Source organism: Pseudarthrobacter sp. TE3704, from assembly GCF_056279405.1.
Map to the genome: position 1 here is coordinate 94,720 of NZ_JBWCCJ010000002.1, position 17,037 is coordinate 111,756.

A 17,037-nucleotide genomic window follows, 5' to 3' on the forward strand; every position below is an offset into this window, starting at 1 on the left:
GTTTCTTCTCCTTCACGTGATGGTCCGGCACTACACGTCCAGGCCGAGGGCCTGCGCAACGAAGGTGGCGTTCATCCGCAGGATCTCCATGGCAAGGCTGATGTCGAGTGTCACGAGCGTGTCCCGTTCGGTGTGGACCCGGTCGTTGGCCGAGTCGGTGCCCTCGATGGTCAGGACGGCCGGAATGCCGAGATCGATGAAGGGCACGTGGTCGCTGTTGAAAGGGTTAAGGCTGGTCTGGACGGCCAGGGAAGTGTGTTCCCGGGCGATGCCGGCCAACGCGTCCATGACCGGCTGTGACACCGGTGCACCTTCGAGCAGCACGGTGGGGTGGCTGGAGTTCAGGCAGGCAATCATGTCCATGTTGACCACGGCGCTGATGCGGGCGCGCTCGGCCCCATCGAGTCCGGCCACGTAATGGCGGCTTCCGAACAGTCCCTGCTCTTCGCCGCCGAACAGGATGAGCCGGAGGTCATGCCTGCCTGTACGGCCGGCGAGGGCCCCGGCGATGGCCAGCACGCCGGCTGTGCCCGACGCATTGTCGTCCGCGCCAGGTGCCTCTGCCGCCATGCCTTGGGTGTTGACGGAATCCAGGTGGGCGGTGACGAGTACTGCCTTCCGGTCCCCGCCGTCGCCGGTGCGGTCCGCGATGAGGTTGCGGCTTGTCCCGCCGGGCACTGGCACGGTCTGGACAGATGTGACAAACCCCAGATCCTGCAGGCGGTCCTTTGCCCACTCAAGTGCACCGATGAACTCTGCGCTCCTGGAGTGCCTGGTCCGCAGGAAAGCCAGCCTGTCGACGTCGTCCTTGAACGACTCACGCGACAGCGCAGCGGCCGCCGTGCCCGTGGCATCAGCGGCAAAGGCCCCGCGCCGGGGAGGCAGTTCATCGAACACTACTGCGCCTGCCGGCAGCGGCCGGACCGAGTAGCAGTACGCGTGCAGGCCTCCCGGCAGGGCACCGGGATCGGCGTCGACCACCAGGTAGCGTCCCTTGTCCACGACGATCCGGGCGTCCGGGTGGTCCTCCTGGAAAGTGCGGCCGATCTGGGTGACGAGGTGCAGGCGCTCCTCCGGAACGAATAGGCGGCCATCGCCGGCCATGCCGCCTTGCGGGGCGCGGGCTCCTGCCGCGGCGGGTGACCTAACCACCAGCACGTCGCCGAGCCTGGTCCATGTACCCCCGGTGGCCGCAACGCGGTCCATGACCGTGCTCCGGGTTGCAGGCGGAACATCCACGACGGTCGTCTCGACCGGCTCCCCATTCCCAAGGAACACCTGCACCAGCGGAACGAGTTCAGCCAACGTTTCCAACCCGCCGTCCGGCTGCCCGGGACCTCGCACGCGAACTGCCACCAGTCCGAGCAGGCCGGCGGCGCGAACGTGGTCGTTGTTCTCGGTAACGAAGAATATGTCCTTGAATTCAAGTGCCGGACTGATCTTCGATGCTGCCGTCCGGAAGACTGCCTCGTCCGGCTTGAATACGCCCACCTCCGTGGAAAGCGTGACCCGCTCCGCGACGGGCTCGAAGAACCCCCGGATGCCGAGGTCATCAAGCAGGCTGTAGTACTGCTGCTGGATGGTGCCTATATCCGATGGCTGGTCAGGCATGTGGAAGTCCGACACGAGGCCCAGGAGCGGCGCGGCCTGCCCGTCCCTGCCGAGGGAAGCGATGGCCTCCAGCGTCTCAAGTGCCCCGGGACGCAGGACGCCGTCGCTTTCGAGCGTGTCCCCAAGATCGAACAGGACGAGTTTCACGGCGCGGCGCTCCATTTCCGGCCCCTCACCACTGGATGTCCGCCAGGCTGCTTAGCGGTACCCGCTCGCCGGCGGTCCGCAGCGAAATACGGCCGTCAGCGTTCCTCAATGCTTCGGCGAAGCGCAGCCGGGTGCGTTCTTCCAGTTCCGCCGTGCTGACCTGGAACGCCCGGAACTCGTCCAGGTCGAGGGCTTCGAATGGGTTCAGGTTCTGGGTCAGCAGGAAGGCCCTGCTCTTGAACTCGCCGCCTGACATATAGGCGAGGATCTTCCAGTATTCCCGCGGCAGCCTGACGCCCCGGTACTCGCGGTCATTGTCCTGGAAGATGGGTCCCCCAAAAGCGGTCACCTTCAAATCCTGGACGTCTGCATCGGCGAAGACTGCGTCCTCCAGCCGCCCCCAGACCCCGTCCTTGCTGCTCTGGTTGAAGTCGTCCATCTGCGGCGCGATGTTCGTGAAAAAGAACGAGTCCTTGTTTGCGCTCCTGGCCTCCGTCTCTGAACCCCATACAAGGTCCGCACGGCGGGCGAGGTGCCCGCGGTCCAGGCGGTTGCCGCTGTACAGTTCATCGCCGTTCTGGAACTGGGCCGGGATGCGCGTGTCCTTGACGAATGGGATACCGTTCCGGCTCACCTTCCTGATGCTCCCGCCGTCGATGTTCCACGCGACCCACCGCGCAAACCCCCGCGACTTGCTGAGGGCGAGGGAGAAGTGCGTATAGGGAATCGCGGCGGAACCGTCGAGCTGGACGGCGTCGTCCGACAACGCGGCATCAAGAGCGGGCGGTTCCAGCTCGTTTCCGAGGAACCCGGACGCGTAGCCGCTGATGTGCAGTTTTTGGTTCTGGACCATGGCCGCAACCTAGTACCGGCGGCGTTATCCGCGCGTTACGGCGCCCGTCGGGTTACCGGGCGGAGCCCGCTTGGCCAGCCTACCGGTGCAACTGTGCCAGTGCTTCCGCAAGTGGCATGCGCATTGCGGGACCATGGCCGGGCAGGATGACCGAAGCGTCGACACCGGCCAGGCGGCGGGTTGCAGCGACGGCCGCTGCCGGATCCGCGTGATACATGGGGTGGAGCATTTGGGGGCCGGTAGTCCGGCTGAGTGGGTGGCCTCCAACAAATGAGTCCCCGACGGCGATCGCGCCTGCATGGGGTAACAGGACTGAGGCGTTGCCCGGGGTGTGGCCCGGCAGCAGGATTGCTTCCGGGGAGCCCGGCAGGCTCCGCAGCCCCGCCGGGTTCCACGCCCGGGCCTGCGTAGCCGGCTCCGCTTTCAGGGCCCCGGCTTGAATGACGTGGAGCATCCAGCGGAAGACGCGCGGGCGCCAGGCCCGGACCAGCACCTGGCCGAACGTGACCTGGTGCTTTTCCTTCCCCTGGACATGGGGCAGCTCCTCGGGGGCGCACAGGATGGGTGTCCCGAATGACGTGGAAAAAAATGCCGCGGAGCCGGTATGGTCCACATGGCCGTGGGTGATCAGCATGGCCTTGGCATCGGCCGGCTCCAGCCCCAGATAATGGATGGATTCAAGGACGAGGGGCCGGTCTGCGGGATAACCGCTGTCGATGAGGATAAAGCCGGCCTGGTCACGGACCACAGTCCAGTTGGCAGCCGGGCCTTCGACGAAATACACGCCGGGTGCCTGCTCTGAAGCGTGGTCCGCCGGCTCCCACCGGGTTAAATGCTGCACAGGTTCCAGACTATCTGCTGCCCCGGCCGGTCCCTCAAACCAGGGGCCACGGGTGCGGCAGGGATGGCTTCGCCGCGAAATCAGATAACGGTGCGCAGCTTAAACCCGGAGGAAAATCACAGTCGGTGGTCGATGGCCCGGACCCGTCCGTCATGGCCGCGCAGCACATGTCCGCGTCCCCATCGCATGGGCACCGCAGCCTTGATGGGCTCGGCGTGGGAGAAGCACACGACGACGCCTCCGGGGTGTGCCGAGCGCAGCACCTCGAGTGCGCCGACCATCCGTGACTACATCTCCCTGAAGCCCTAAGCGTAGATTCCCGGTGGCCGGAGGGCTACCGTAGTGGGGTGACTGACCGTCCAGATATCTTCACGGTTGGCGAACTGCGCGCCGCCGGCCACGTCCATAAAGACCTAAGGCGCGAAATCCGGGACAACCTGCTCGCTGCGCTGGCCAGCGGCCGGGATCCGTGGCCCGGCATGTACGGGTTCGGCCGCACGGTCCTTCCCCAGCTGGAGCGTGCCCTGATCGCAGGCCACGACGTTGTCCTGCTCGGTGAGCGCGGCCAGGGCAAGACCCGCCTGCTGCGCACCCTCGCCGGGCTGCTGGACGAGTGGTCACCGGTGATCGAGGACTCGGAGCTGAACGAACACCCATACCAGCCCATCACCGAGCAGTCCAGGGCCCGGGCCCTGACTGAAGGGGACCGGCTGCGGGTGGCGTGGCGCCACCGCTCGGAGCGTTATGTCGAAAAGCTTGCGACGCCGGACACCTCGGTGGCCGACCTCATCGGCGACGTCGACCCGATGCGCGTTGCCGAGGGCCGCCGCCTCGGTGACCCGGAAACCATCCATTATGGCCTTATTCCGCGCTCCAACCGCGGAATCATCGCCATCAACGAGCTGCCCGACCTCGCCGAGCGGATCCAGGTGGCGATGCTCAACGTGATGGAGGAGCGGGATATCCAGATCCGCGGCTACGTCCTCCGCCTGCCGCTGGACGTGCTGGTGGTGGCGTCCGCCAACCCTGAGGACTACACCAACCGCGGCCGGATCATCACCCCCCTGAAGGACCGCTTCGGCGCCGAAATTCGGACCCATTACCCCATAGAGCTCGATGACGAGGTAGCCGTGATCCGGCAGGAGGGCCGGCTCCTGGCCGACGTCCCGCCGGTGATCCTTGAGATCCTGGCCCGCTATACGCGCGCGCTGCGGCAGTCCCCGGCCATCAACCAGACCTCCGGAGTGTCCGCCCGGTTCGCCATCGCCGGCGCGGAAACCGTTGCCGCGGCGGCCCTGCGGCGGGCAAGCGTGCGGGGCGAGGACCAGGCTGTTGCCCGGATCATCGACCTGGCGCCCGCGGCCGAGGTCCTCACCGGGAAGATCGAGTTTGAATCGGGTGAGGAAGGGCGTGAGCAGGGTGTCCTTGACCACCTCCTGCGAACGGCCACTGCCGAAGCCGCGCGCGCGCATTTCCAGGGTATCGACCTCGGCCCCCTCGTGGCCGCGCTGGACGGCTACACCACCGTGACCACCGGTGAGCACGTCACCGCCCGGGAGTTCCTGCAGAACCTCCCGTCCCTGAACGGTTCAGGCCTCTATGACGAAATCAGTGCACGCCTGGGTGCGGAAAACGACGGGCAGCGTGCCGCCGCCGTCGAACTTGCGTTGGAAGGCCTCTACCTTGCCCGGCGGATCTCCAAGGAGTCCGACGACGAGGCGACGGTCTACGGCTAGGTACAGGAGGCATCGTGGCGGCTTACAACCGGTCCGCCAAATACGGCCGGTACGCCGGAGGGCCGGATCCACTCGCCCCGCCGGTGGACCTTGCGGAGGCGCTGGACGCCGTCGCCGAGGACGTCATGGCCGGATACTCGCCCCGGCACGCGCTGCAGGAGTTCCTGCGGCGGGGTGGCCGGAACCGGGAAGGGCTGGACGACCTCGCCCGGCGCGTCCGGGAGCGCCGCAGCGAACTGTTGGGACGGCACCGGCTGGACGGCACCCTCAACGAGGTGCAGAAACTGCTGGAGACGGCTGTGCTGGAGGAACGCAAGCAGCTTGCCCGCGACGTCACGATGGACAACGCCGACCGTGCGTTCCGTGAGATGCAGCTGCAGAATCTTCCCGCCTCCACGGCAGCGGCGGTCAACGAACTCGCCTCCTACGACTGGCAGTCGAGCACCGCACGCCAAGCGTACGAGAAGATCAAGGACCTGCTGGGCCGGGAGGTCCTGGACCAGCGCTTCGCCGGCATGAAGCAGGCACTCGAGAACGCCACCGAGGAGGACCGGGCCGCCGTGGCGGAGATGCTGCGGGACCTCAACGAACTGTTGGACAAACACCGGCGCGGCGAAGACACCGACGCCGATTTCCAGGACTTCATGGCCAGGCACGGCGCTTACTTTCCGGAGAATCCGCGGTCCGTCGAAGAGCTGATCGATGCGCTCGCCAAACGCGCCGCGGCGGCGCAGCGGCTCCTGCAGTCCATGTCCGCGGAGCAGCGGGAGGAGCTCATGCGGCTCTCCGCCCAGGCCTTCGGCTCGCCCGACCTCATGGCCCAGCTCGATCAGCTCGATGCAAGCCTGCGGTCCCTGCGGCCCGGTGAGGATTGGACCGGCTCGGAACGCTTCGAGGGCCAGGAGGGGCTCGGGCTGGGTGACGGTACCGGTGTGCTGCAGGACATCGCCGAGCTGGACGAGCTGGGCGAACAGCTGTCCCAGTCCTACAACGGGTCACGCCTGGACGATCTTGACCTTGATGCCCTCGCCCGCCAGCTGGGGCAGGACGCCGCCGTCAGCGCCCGGACCCTTGCCGGGATCGAGCGGGCCATGCAGGACGGGGGCTACCTGCGGCGCGGCGCCGACGGTGACCTGCGGCTGTCCCCGCAGGCCATGCGGCGGCTCGGGAAGTCACTTTTGCGGGATACGGCCAGGCAGCTTTCCGGCCGGCAGGGGCGGCGGGAAACCCGGGCGGCGGGCGCCGCCGGCGAACAGACCGGCTCCAGCCGCCAATGGGAGTTCGGGGACGCCGAGCCGTGGGACGTCACACGGACCATGACCAACGCCATCCGCCGCACCGTGGCGGACGGCGGTGATCCCGGCCGCGGCTTCCGCCTTGGGGTGGGCGACATTGAGGTGACGGAAACGGAGGCGCGCACCCAGGCCGCCGTGGTCCTTTTGGTCGACGTCTCCTTCTCGATGGCGGCTGAGGGCCGCTGGGTACCAATGAAGCGGACCGCGCTCGCCTTGCACCACCTGGTCTCGACCCGGTTCCGTGGCGACCGGCTGCAGCTTGTCACGTTCGGCCGCTATGCGCAGTCAATGGACATCGGCGAACTCACGGCACTGCCCGCCCTGCGGGAGCAGGGCACCAACCTGCATCACGGCCTGCTGCTGGCCGGCCGGTTCTTCCGCCGGCATCCGTCCATGCAGCCCGTCCTCCTGGTGGTGACCGACGGCGAACCCACCGCGCACCTGCTGGCTGACGGTGAGTCATGGTTCTGCTGGCCACCGGATCCGGAGACCATCCGCGTCACGGTTGCCGAACTTGACCGCCTTGCGCGTGCCGGCACGCAGGCCACGTTTTTCCGCCTCGGTTCGGACCCAAGCCTTGAGCGGTTCGTGCAGCGCCTGGCACGCCGCATCGACGGCCGGGTGTCAGCGCCTGACGTGGGGGACCTTGGCGCAGCGGTGGTGGGGGAGTACCTCCGCGCACACTTCCGCCGCCCCTACGACACGGACGACTGGATGTGACAGACGCCGGAGGCACTGGAGTGGCCGGAACATTTAGTCGTTGGAGACAGCACCGTCCCCGTGCGGAGTGTCCAGTCCCGCCTGAGCCACGAGTTCGGTCAGCCACGGCCGGTGTTCACGATGGAAACGGATGCCCTCCGGCAGCCCTTCCACAGAGGGTTCCGAACTGCTGATGTTGATGGTCATGCGGCCTCCGGCCATGGGCGCGTTGCTGATATGCAGGTCCCCAAACGACTCGGGCAGAGCCGGGTCCATCCAGAACCCGCCCCGTGACACGTGGGCGTCGTACCGCATCAGGCTGGTAATCAGCATGATCGGGGTGGTGGCCGCCCACGCCTGCGGCGAACAGGCGGTGGGATACGGCACCGGTTCGGCCACCTGTTCCCGGCTGAAACCGCAAAAGAGTTCAGGAAGCCGGCCATTGGAGTACTCCGCCGCTTCCAGCAGCGCCGTAGCGATCCGCTGTGCCTCCTCCACGTAGCCGTAGCGCATCAGGCCCGCTGCAATGATGGCGTTGTCATGGGGCCAGACCGAACCGTTGTGGTAGCTGGCGGGGTTGTACGCGCCCATATCGGTGGCAAGGGTGCGCACACCCCAGCCGCTGAACATCTCGGGCGACATGAGCCGTTCGGCCACCAGCGGGACTTTGTCGTCGTCCACGATGCCGTGCCACAGGCATTGCCCCATATTCGACGCGCACGCGTCCACCGGCCTCTTCCTGCCGTCCAGGGCGACGGCGAACCAGCCCCGCTCGGGCAGCCAGAACTCTTCGTTGAACCTCTTCTTCAGCCGGGCCGCCTCTTCGGTGAGCCGCGCGGCCATCGGTGCGTCCCCGCCGTCGTACGCCATCCATGCACGGGACAGCAACGCGCTGTACACCAAAGCCTGCACCTCGCACAGCGCAATCGGCGGCTCGGCCAGCGTTCCGTCGGCGAAGTTGATGCCGTCCCAGGAGTCCTTCCAGCCCTGGTTGAGGAGGCCCTGATCGTTGAGCCGGGAGTACTCGACGAAGCCGTCGCCGTCCTTGTCGCCGTAGTCCCGGACCCAGTCAAGCGCCCTGTCCGCATGGGGCAACAGGGCGGCAATGATGTCCTTGGCGAACCCCCAGCGGCTGACCGACCCGAGCGTCATAACGAACTGGGGCGTGGCGTCGACGCTGCCGTAATAGACGGACTTGCCCCCCAGCGCCAGCCCGCTGGAGACGCCCAGCCGGACCTCGTGCAGGATCTTCCCGGGTTCCTCCTCGCTCATCGGATCCACCACCTTGCCCTGGCGGTCAGCCAACGTCTGCAACGTGCCCAGGGCCAGCGAGGGGTCCACGGGGAGGGCCATTTCCGACGCCCACAGGGAGTCCCGCCCGAAGAGCGTCATGAACCACGGCGCACCCGCTGCCACCACGATCCGCTCCGGATGGGCGGGATCCTCGATCCGCAGCGCACCCAGGTCGTCATAGCTGCGCCGCAGGGTGCGTTCAATGGAACGGTTGCCCATGTGCAGCCTGGGAATCTTCGCCACCCACTCCCGGCGCCGGCGGTCACTCGGAGATTCCTGGAGTCCAGCCTGATGGACGGGCGGCGCGGCAGGAGCCCCGGTGCCGGCAGCGGCCGGCGTTGCGCTCAGCCGGGTGCTCCATTGCCCGCGCGGCGGGACAAGCGTCTGATAGGTGAGTGCGTCCGGGGTGGCGACGGCACCGCTGCCTTTGATGACCACCCGCTTCATGACGTCGTGCCAGACGGCCTCGATGGTGAGCGACTCGCCGTCGGAGCGCCGTGATTCCTCCCAGTGCCGCTGGACCCGTGCCTCCTTCACTTCGAACAGATCCGCGAAATCCGCTTCGACGCTGACGGAAACGCTGCATTCGGCCGGCTCGGACGAGTAGTTCCGGATGGTTATCTCCTCGAAGAGCCCGGCGGCCACCTCGCGCAGGCGCTCCACGATCAGCGGGCTGTCCGCATACCCGTCGGAGCGGGGAACGCGGCCGATGAACAAGGCGCGGTACGGTTCCTTTGTTTCCGCCGTCAGCGGTTCCAGGGCCTGGCCGTTCACCGCCAGGTTCCAGCGGGAAACAATGCGCGTATCCTCGTGGAACACCCCGTGCGGATGTTCCGGGTGCATGTCTCCATTGGCCAGCGAAATGCAGAAGGACGAGCCTTCCACCAGGGTGTTGGTTCCGGCTCCCACAGGTCCGGCAGCTGTGTCAGCGTTCCATCCGGCCACGTCCGCTCCTTCAAGGGTCAGGGCGGAGACGGCTCCCGGCAATCCGGCTCGAACGACCCGTGGCGCCGCCCGCGGAATCGAGGTTACGCCTAACGCCACCGCGATAAAAGGTGCTCCTCCGCCGGTCCTGCCGCCTGGCACCGGCGCCCTTGATCGCCGGAGTGCTGCGGGAATAGCATTGCCCGCACACCGACATCGATCAGAGCGGGGAACGGCCATGGATGAGCCGGCAGCAGTGGGGCCCGGCGGAAGCCTGATGGTTGACCTGATCATCTCCCTGGACGGGTATGCGTCAGCCGAGGGATGGCCTGGCTGGTGGGGGCTGGAGGGGCCGGAGTACTTGGCCTGGCTCGACCAGGAGGCTGAAAAGAACTACACCGTCCTGATGGGGGCGAACACCTACCGGCTCATGTCCGGCATGTCGGCGGCCGCCTCCGCGGACGGCTCGGGATTCCCGGAAAAGGAGGGGGCCAGCCTGACTGGCCTTGCTGCCGTGCCCAAAGTCATTTTCTCCTCCACCCTGCAGGAACCCCTGGACTGGCCCAACTCGCAGCTGGTCAGGGGTGACGCCGTGGAGGCCGTGTCGGAGATGAAACGGAGCGGCGATCGTCCACTGAGCACCCTGGGCAGCCTCAGCCTCTGCCGCTCGTTGCTGGCCGCGGGCCTGGTGGACCGGTTCCGGCTGGTTGTCTTCCCGGTGATCACCGGGAAGACGGGGCGGGAGCGGATCTACGACGGGTATCCCGACGTCGGGCTCGAGATGGTGGCCAGCAGGACTTTCGACGGCCGGCTCCAGCTGCTCGAATACGTGCCCACCGTGCTCGCCGGCCCACCGGGCACCGCCTCCTGAGCCGGACCCGCCAGCGTTTCTTCATCATCGCGGCCTCCTGGAACGCCGATCGGCACCAGGATGTCCCGTCCGGTTGGCTGACCCCTGCTTTGTGCTTCGCAGAAATTTGGCAGACTGCAGGAAGTAAGTCATCGGCGAAAGGGTAGTTTTCCACAATGGGCGCGATCGGATACCTTGCTGCTTCCGTCCCCCTGCGGCTGGCCAGCGCGGGTTCGGTGGTGGCGCTCCCCATCCTCGCCGTGGAGCGGCTGGGTGACGTCGCCGTCGGGGGCCTCCTCGTGGCCGCCTCGCTGGGTCCCAGCGTTCTTGCGGCCCCGCTGGTGGGTGCCGTCCTGGACAGTTCTTCCCGCCCGGGAAGGTGGGTTGCCGCGTCGGGGATGGTCACGGCGGCTGCCTTCGCAATGACGGCGTTCATCGGCAGTATTCCGCTGCCCGCCATCTTCGCGGTCCTGGTCCTGGCCGGCGCGGCCTCCCCGTTCTACATGGGCGGGCTCTCGAGTTTCGTTGCCGGTGCCATTCCGGACGTTCGGCAGGCGTTTGCCTATGACGCTCTTTCCTACAACGTGGCGGCGGTGGCCGGACCCGCCATCGTGGCGCTGATCGCGGTGTTCCTGCCGGCCCAGTCGGCGCTGGCGGTCCTGGCCGCCACCGCGGCGGTAGGCCCCCTCGCCCTGCGAGGAGTCCGCCTGCATCCCCATGCCCGCGCCCGCGGTTCGCTGTGGCAGGCGGTCAAAGCCGGCCTGCACAGGATTGTCAGCCACCGGCCGCTGGCAGTTGTCACAGCCTCCTCCACCTTCACCCAGCTCGGCCAGGGCGGCCTGGCCATCGCAGCGGTCGCGCTCTCGATCGAAAGGGTCGGTTCGCCCAGCGAGGGCGCCATGGTGGTGACCGCGTTCGCCGTCGGCAGCCTGCTCGGGGCCCTCCTGGAGACAGCCCGGCCTGCGCGGGGCCGTCCGCACATCGTCATGATGACCGGCTTCCTGGCAACGGGCCTGCTGACAGTGGCAGCGGCTTTCGACATCGGGACGGCCTGGACAGTCGTGGCCATCGGTCTCTCGGGCCTTTTCACGGCGTCCACCTCGGCCGCCATGCTGTTCCTCCGCAACCTGCACAGCCCGTCCCACCTCAAATCCCAGATCTTCACCGTGAGTGCAGGCTTCCGCGCCAGCGCCTCGGCTGCCGGTGCGGCGCTGGCCGGGTCGGCAACCGGATGGGGTGGCGCGGTGACCGTCGCTGCGGTCGGCATCGTCTGGATTGCCTCGGCGGCTCTGATGGGCGCCTATCCAAAGGGCGAAGAGTGAAAAAGCCCTCACGCGACGTGCCCCCACCCACCCGGGGCGGACGGGAGTCAGCTGTGCCGGTTCAGCCCTGCCTGCTCCACCAGCTCCGTCAGCCACGGACGGTGGCCGCGGTGGTAGACCATTCCCTCCGGCAGCCCCTGAACCGAGGGTACGGAGTGTGCGATATCGATCGTGATCCTGCTGCCGGCCATCGGGGCGTTGCTGATGTGCAGGTCACCGAATGATTCCGGGAGGGCCGGATCCATCCAGAAGCCGCCGCGCGAGACGTGCGCGTCGTACCGCATCAGGCTTGTGATCAGCTGGATGGGAGTGGTCGCTGCCCAGGCCTGGGGTGAGCAGGCCGTCGGGTAAGGCACCGGTGCCGCCAGCTGCTCGCGGCTGAAGCCGCAGAAAAGTTCGGGAAGCCGTCCGCCGGAATATTCGGCGGCTTCCAGCAGGGCCGTGGAAATCCGTTGGGCCTGTTCCACAAAGCCGTAGCGCATCAGCCCGGCAACGATGACCGCGTTGTCATGCGGCCAGACCGAGCCGTTGTGGTAGCTGGCGGGGTTGTAGGCGCCCATGTCACTGGCCAGGGTCCGGACGCCCCAGCCGCTGAACATCTCCGGGGACATCAGCCGCTCCGCGACCAGCGGCGCCTTGTCCTCGTCCACGAGGCCCACCCACAGGCAGTGGCCCATGTTGGACGTGCACGCGTCGACCGGCCGTTTCCTGCCGTCCAGTGCCACGGCGTAGTAGCCGCGCTCAGGCAGCCAGAACTGCTCATTGAAGCGCTTCTTCAGGTCCGCCGCCTGGGCGGCGAGCCGGGCGGCCAGGGCCTCGTCCCCGGCGTCGTGGGCTATCCATGCCCGCGCCATGTACGCGTCGTACACGTAGGCCTGGACTTCGCACAGCGCAATCGGTGGCTCGGCGAGTGTCCCATCGGCGAAGTTGATGCCGTCCCAGGAGTCCTTCCAGCCCTGGTTGATCAGTCCTTGCGGGTTGAGCCGTTCGTACTCGACAAACCCGTCGCCGTCCTTGTCGCCGTAGTCCCTGATCCAGTCAAGGGCCCGGTCCGCGTGGGGAAGCAGGGCTGCGATGGTATCGGCGGCAAAGCCCCAACGGCTGACGGATCCCAGCACGGCGACGAACAGCGGCGTGGCGTCCACACTGCCGTAGTAGACGTGCTTCCCGCCGAGGGACAACCCGCTGGACACATCCAGCCTGACCTCGTGCAGGATCTTGCCGGGCTCCTCTTCGGTGATGGGGTCCACCACCGTACCCTGCCGTTCGGCCAGTGTCTGCAGGGTGCCCAGGGCCAGCGAGGGGTCAACGGGCATGGACATTTCCGAGGCCCACAGCGAGTCCCGGCCGAACAGGGTCATGAACCAGGGCGCCCCGGCGGCAACCACCACGCGCTCCGGATGGTTCGGATCCTCGATGCGCAGGGCACCCAGGTCGTCATAGCTGCGCCGCAGGGTCCGCTCAATGGAGTGGTTGCCCATCTGCAACGCGGGAATCTTGGCCACCCATTCCTGCCGCCGGCGGTCCCGGGGGGAGGTTTCCCCGTCTTGCGCGTGAAGGAACGACGGCGGGGGAGGGCTGGCTGCCCCGCCGCCGGGGATGACGCTCAGCACGGTAGTCCACAGACTGTGCGGGGCAATGGTCACCTTGTAGGTCAAAGCGCTTTGCATGGCATCCGAGCCGGGGGCTTGGATTGAAACGCTTTTACGCACGTCTTCCCAGGTACCCACAATGGTCAGCAAGCCGGGTGCTGTTTCCTGGTTCTGCTGCCACAGCCGCCGGATCCTTGCTTCCTTGACCTCGAAAAGATCGGCAAAATCCGCCGCCGCCGCCATGGTGACGGTGCACTCAAGGGGCTCCATGGAGTAGTTGCGCAGCGTGATCTGCTCCTGGATGCCGGCACCTACTTCGCGGAGCCGCTCAACGATGAGGGGGCTGTCCGCGTAACTTTCGGAGCGGGCGACCCGGCTGACGAGAAGGGCCCGGTACGGCTCCTTTGTTTCGGCGGCGAGGGGTTCCAGCGGCTGGCCGTTGACCGTGAGCTGCCAGCCGGACACAATGCGGGTGTCCTGGAAGAAGACGCCGTGCGGGTGCTCGGGGACAATATCTCCGTTGGGAGACGAAATGCAGAACGACGTGCCTTCCACGAGCGTCACGGTCCCGGGGCCGAGAGGGCCCGCGGCGGTGTCAGCATTCCATCCAGCCATGGCCCCTCCAGGAGCAGTGAAGGCGGGGGAGGCGAAGCTGCAGGCGCATCCCTTTGACCGGCCGCCCCGTTGTGCAATCACGCTACTCCTGCCCGCCCCTCCCCGCCAGAACTTGCTTGCGGGGCACTAGTGAGGGGGCCGGGACAGCTTGGTTCGCGCTGCTAGCTCACGGTTTTTCACCCTCGTGCCATGTGGCCGTCAGGTCTTCAACCGCTTTTTGCATGTGCTGGTGGATCCCCTTGAGCAGGCCCTTCCTGTCACCGGCGGCCAGGAGATCCAGGAGGTTCTGGTGTTCCTGGACAAGGGTGTCAAGGCGGGGGTAGGACACTTTCAGGTTCAGGATGCACATCCTGGATTCGGCAGCGAGTGTCCGGTAAATCCTGTTGAGGCGGGAATTGCCTGCACCCTCCACGAAAGATATGTGGAACTGCATGTCCAGCCGGGCGATGGCCTGCCAATCGGACGCGGCCACCTGCTTCGCCATGTCGGTGACGATGGATTTTAGGTTGTCCACCGTCTCATCGACCCGTTCAGGCCCGGCATCCAGCAGGGTCTGCGCAGCGGTGGATTCCACGGCCTCGCGTACGGCGTAGATCTCCCTGATGTCATCGACGGTGAGCTCCAGGACAAACACGCCCCGGTTCCGGTGGCTGACAAGGAGGCCTTCCTGGGCGAGCCGCTGCAACGCCTCGCGGACAGGCCCGCGGGAAGACCGCAGCTGGCCGGCCAGGACGGATTCGTTGATCTGCTCTCCGGGCCGGAAGGTTCCCTGGACGATCTGTTCCCGCAGCTGGTCCGCGATCAGCTGCGCAGTTGGTCTTCCCTCGATGACGAAGAGCCCCTCCGGTGCCGCCATTGCTATCAACTCAACTTTCCTTGTTCCGGCCAGGACGCGTGGAAACTGGCGCTGCCGAATCGTCGACAATTTACAGATCCTAGGTAAAAGTGTACTGGCTTGCAGTGGACGCTGACGGTACCCGGCCCATGCGAAAGGCCACGTCCTTGTGGGACGTGGCCTCCCGCCGTCGAACTTCTTTGGTTGGCGAATTGCGTTGGTTGTCGGACCGTCTCGGTTAGACGGTCACCGCGTCCGGTTGATCCGGGGCTGTGAGATCCTCCACAGCTTTGCGCATGTGTTGCTCTATGGCATGGTGAAGGCCGGAGCGTTCGCCCGCCTCGAGCAGGTCCAGAATGGTCTGATGCTCATGGACCAGGGCATCGATCCGGGGATACGCCAGCTCAAGGTTATGGATACACATTCTGGATTCGGCGGCCAGGGTGTCGTAGATACGGATAAGGCGGGTGTTGGCTGCACCTGCCACAAACGTCGCGTGGAACTCCATATCCAGGCGGGCGATGGCATGCCAGTCTGAAGCGGCAACCTGTTTCGCCATGTTTCGCACGGTTGCCTGCAGTGCCTGGCAGGTCTCCTTTAATCGGGCGGCGTCGGCGTCGAGAAGGGTATCCGCGGCGACCGACTCCACAGCTTCACGCACTGCGTAGATCTCCCTGACGTCGTCATGGGACAGTTCAAGGACGAAGACGCCGCGGTTTCTCCGGCTGACCAGGATTCCTTCCTGGCACAGGCGTTGCAGCGCCTCCCGGACTGGACCCCTGGATGAATGAAGCTGGACCGCGAGTACAGATTCGTTGATCTGTTCCCCCGGGCGGAAGACCCCCTGAACTATCTGTTCCCGCAGCTGGTCAGCGATCAGTTGCGCAGTGGGCCTTCCCTCCAGGACAAACAGCCCTTCCATTGCCGCCATTGATACCCCTCCTCCCGTTGTCCGGTTAGCGCCGATGCCTACACGGCTATTGCTGTGTACTTGGTCTCGAGGAACTCCTCGATGCCGGTTTTCCCGCCCTCGCGGCCCAGCCCGGACTGCTTGACCCCGCCGAACGGCGCCGTGGGGTTGGAGACTAGGCCGGTGTTCACGCCAACCATGCCGACTTCAAGTTCAGCCGAAAACCGGAGGGCCTTGTCCATCGCTTCAGTGAACACATAGCCCACCAGTCCCCAGTCGGTGTCATTAGCCAGCTTGATGACTTCGTCTTCGCTGTCGAAGGCGGTGATCGCTGCCACCGGCCCAAAAATCTCGGTGGACATCAGCAGGGCATCCTTCGGGACGTCCACCAGGACGGTGGGGTTGTAGAAGTAGCCGGGGCCGTCGGGGCGGTTCCCGCCGGTGAGGATGCGTGCGCCCTTTGCGACCGCGTCCGCGACCAGGCTTTCAACCTTGTCCAGCCCCTTCTGCTCAATCAGCGGGCCCACGTCGTTGCCGGCTGCGGCCCCGTCGCCGACCTTGAGTTCAGACAACTTCTTGGCAAGTTTTTCGCTGAACTCCTCAACCACCGAGCGGTGCACGAAGAAACGGTTCGCGGCGGTGCAGGCCTCGCCCATGTTCCGCATCTTCGCCTTCATTGCCCCGTCTACAGCCTTTTCAATGTCCGCGTCCGCGAGAACGATGAAGGGGGCGTTGCCGCCCAGTTCCATCGAGGAGCGCATGACGTTGTCCGACGCCTGGCGCAACAGCAGCTTGCCCACCTCGGTGGAGCCGGTAAAGCTGACCTTGCGGGCGATGCCGCTGCTCATCCAGGGTCCTACGACGGTTGAGGCCTTTGTTGTGGGGACGACGTTCAGAACACCGTCCGGCAGGCCGGCCTGGCGGAAGATGTCGGCCAGCGCCAGGGACGTCAGCGGGGTCAGTTCTGCAGGCTTGAAGACCATGGTGCAGCCGGCCGCGACGGCGGGAGCGATCTTGCGTGCGCCCATGGCCAGCGGGAAGTTCCACGGGGTCACCAGCACGCAGGGACCCACCGGTTCCTGCGTGATCAGGATACGGGTGCTGCGGTCGACGGACGTGGTGCTGTCGCCGCCGATCCGCACAGCTTCTCCGGAGAACCACCGCAGGAACTCAGCGCCGTAGGCCACCTCGCCCTTGGCTTCGGCCAGCGGCTTGCCCATCTCCGCGGTCATGATCGCCGCAAGGCGGTCGGTGTTGGCCAGGACCAGGTCAAAGGCCCGCCGCAGGATGTCCGCCCGCTGCCGGGGGGTGGACTTGCCCCACTCTGCCTGGACGCGGCCGGCCGCCTGGATGGCAAGCTCCGCATCTGCCGGGCTGCCGTCAGCGACGTGGGCAATGATTTCGTGGGTTGCCGGGTTTTCCACGGGGAACGTGGCGGAGCCGGTGGCCGGTCGCCAGGCACCGTCAATGAAGAGGTCGGTACGAAGGTCTGCAGGGTCGAATGAAGTGCTCAT

13 protein-coding genes are annotated in these 17,037 nt (G+C 66.4%); 4 read left to right on the forward strand and 9 right to left on the reverse strand.

Annotated elements, in window-relative coordinates:
- Nucleotides 1–30: 30 nt before the first annotated feature.
- The 4 genes from ACZ9BC_RS04400 to ACZ9BC_RS04415 all read right to left on the reverse strand — a co-directional run bounded on the left by ACZ9BC_RS04400 (nt 31) and on the right by ACZ9BC_RS04415 (nt 3,733).
- Nucleotides 31–1,758: a M20/M25/M40 family metallo-hydrolase gene (locus tag ACZ9BC_RS04400; RefSeq protein ID WP_476244926.1), complete on the reverse strand. Its 1,728-nt coding sequence runs from the start codon at nt 1,756–1,758 to the stop codon at nt 31–33.
- A gap of 25 nt (nt 1,759–1,783) precedes the next feature.
- Complete coding sequence (locus ACZ9BC_RS04405) at nt 1,784–2,611, reverse strand: DNA/RNA non-specific endonuclease (RefSeq protein WP_476244927.1); 828 nt, start codon at nt 2,609–2,611, stop codon at nt 1,784–1,786.
- Nucleotides 2,612–2,690: 79 nt separating this feature from the next.
- The gene (locus ACZ9BC_RS04410) at nt 2,691–3,452 is read right to left on the reverse strand and encodes an MBL fold metallo-hydrolase (protein WP_476244928.1); all 762 of its coding nucleotides are present in this window, start codon (nt 3,450–3,452) and stop codon (nt 2,691–2,693) included.
- Between the two features lie 116 nt (nt 3,453–3,568).
- The gene (locus ACZ9BC_RS04415; protein ID WP_476244929.1) at nt 3,569–3,733 is read right to left on the reverse strand and encodes a hypothetical protein; all 165 of its coding nucleotides are present in this window, start codon (nt 3,731–3,733) and stop codon (nt 3,569–3,571) included.
- 66 nt (nt 3,734–3,799) lie between these two features.
- Between ACZ9BC_RS04415 and ACZ9BC_RS04420 the strand changes: the two genes are divergently transcribed.
- Both ACZ9BC_RS04420 and ACZ9BC_RS04425 read left to right on the forward strand, forming a co-directional pair.
- Complete coding sequence (locus ACZ9BC_RS04420; protein WP_476244930.1) at nt 3,800–5,188, forward strand: sigma 54-interacting transcriptional regulator; 1,389 nt, start codon at nt 3,800–3,802, stop codon at nt 5,186–5,188.
- A gap of 14 nt (nt 5,189–5,202) precedes the next feature.
- On the forward strand, nt 5,203–7,203 hold the full coding sequence (locus tag ACZ9BC_RS04425; RefSeq protein WP_476244931.1) for a vWA domain-containing protein: 2,001 nt from the start codon (nt 5,203–5,205) through the stop codon (nt 7,201–7,203).
- Between the two features lie 33 nt (nt 7,204–7,236).
- Here the strand turns inward: ACZ9BC_RS04425 and ACZ9BC_RS04430 are convergent, their stop codons facing one another.
- Complete coding sequence (locus ACZ9BC_RS04430; protein ID WP_476244932.1) at nt 7,237–9,420, reverse strand: amylo-alpha-1,6-glucosidase; 2,184 nt, start codon at nt 9,418–9,420, stop codon at nt 7,237–7,239.
- 217 nt (nt 9,421–9,637) lie between these two features.
- Here ACZ9BC_RS04430 and ACZ9BC_RS04435 point away from each other — a divergent pair, with 217 nt between their 5' ends.
- Together ACZ9BC_RS04435 and ACZ9BC_RS04440 are read left to right on the forward strand one after the other, a co-directional pair.
- Nucleotides 9,638–10,270, forward strand: coding sequence for a dihydrofolate reductase family protein (locus ACZ9BC_RS04435; protein WP_476244933.1), 633 nt, complete (start codon nt 9,638–9,640; stop codon nt 10,268–10,270).
- Nucleotides 10,271–10,425: 155 nt separating this feature from the next.
- Nucleotides 10,426–11,571, forward strand: coding sequence for an MFS transporter (locus tag ACZ9BC_RS04440; RefSeq protein WP_476244934.1), 1,146 nt, complete (start codon nt 10,426–10,428; stop codon nt 11,569–11,571).
- Between the two features lie 47 nt (nt 11,572–11,618).
- Here the strand turns inward: ACZ9BC_RS04440 and ACZ9BC_RS04445 are convergent, their stop codons facing one another.
- From ACZ9BC_RS04445 to ACZ9BC_RS04460, 4 genes are all read right to left on the reverse strand, one after another.
- Nucleotides 11,619–13,778, reverse strand: a complete 2,160-nt coding sequence (locus ACZ9BC_RS04445) for an amylo-alpha-1,6-glucosidase (protein WP_476244935.1) — start codon at nt 13,776–13,778, stop codon at nt 11,619–11,621.
- Between the two features lie 166 nt (nt 13,779–13,944).
- Nucleotides 13,945–14,634: a GntR family transcriptional regulator gene (locus ACZ9BC_RS04450; protein WP_079595989.1), complete on the reverse strand. Its 690-nt coding sequence runs from the start codon at nt 14,632–14,634 to the stop codon at nt 13,945–13,947.
- Between the two features lie 217 nt (nt 14,635–14,851).
- Nucleotides 14,852–15,544, reverse strand: a complete 693-nt coding sequence (locus ACZ9BC_RS04455; protein WP_476244936.1) for a GntR family transcriptional regulator — start codon at nt 15,542–15,544, stop codon at nt 14,852–14,854.
- A 38-nt stretch (nt 15,545–15,582) separates the two neighbouring features.
- Nucleotides 15,583–17,037 carry an NAD-dependent succinate-semialdehyde dehydrogenase gene (locus ACZ9BC_RS04460; protein ID WP_476244937.1) on the reverse strand — a complete coding sequence of 485 codons (1,455 nt, stop codon included), beginning with the start codon at nt 17,035–17,037 and terminating at the stop codon, nt 15,583–15,585.

Bases quoted from the DNA above. Each gene is read 5' to 3' on its own strand.
- ACZ9BC_RS04415 (WP_476244929.1), bottom strand. From the start codon at position 3,733: ATGGTCGGCGCACTCGAGGTGCTGCGCTCGGCACACCCCGGAGGCGTC.
- ACZ9BC_RS04455 (WP_476244936.1), bottom strand. From the start codon at position 15,544: ATGGCGGCAATGGAAGGGCTGTTTGTCCTGGAGGGAAGGCCCACTGCG.
- ACZ9BC_RS04460 (WP_476244937.1), bottom strand. From the start codon at position 17,037: ATGAGCACTTCATTCGACCCTGCAGACCTTCGTACCGACCTCTTCATT.
- ACZ9BC_RS04435 (WP_476244933.1), top strand. From the start codon at position 9,638: ATGGATGAGCCGGCAGCAGTGGGGCCCGGCGGAAGCCTGATGGTTGAC.
- ACZ9BC_RS04440 (WP_476244934.1), top strand. From the start codon at position 10,426: ATGGGCGCGATCGGATACCTTGCTGCTTCCGTCCCCCTGCGGCTGGCC.
- ACZ9BC_RS04445 (WP_476244935.1), bottom strand. From the start codon at position 13,778: ATGGCTGGATGGAATGCTGACACCGCCGCGGGCCCTCTCGGCCCCGGG.
- ACZ9BC_RS04450 (WP_079595989.1), bottom strand. From the start codon at position 14,634: ATGGCGGCACCGGAGGGGCTCTTCGTCATCGAGGGAAGACCAACTGCG.
- ACZ9BC_RS04405 (WP_476244927.1), bottom strand. From the start codon at position 2,611: ATGGTCCAGAACCAAAAACTGCACATCAGCGGCTACGCGTCCGGGTTC.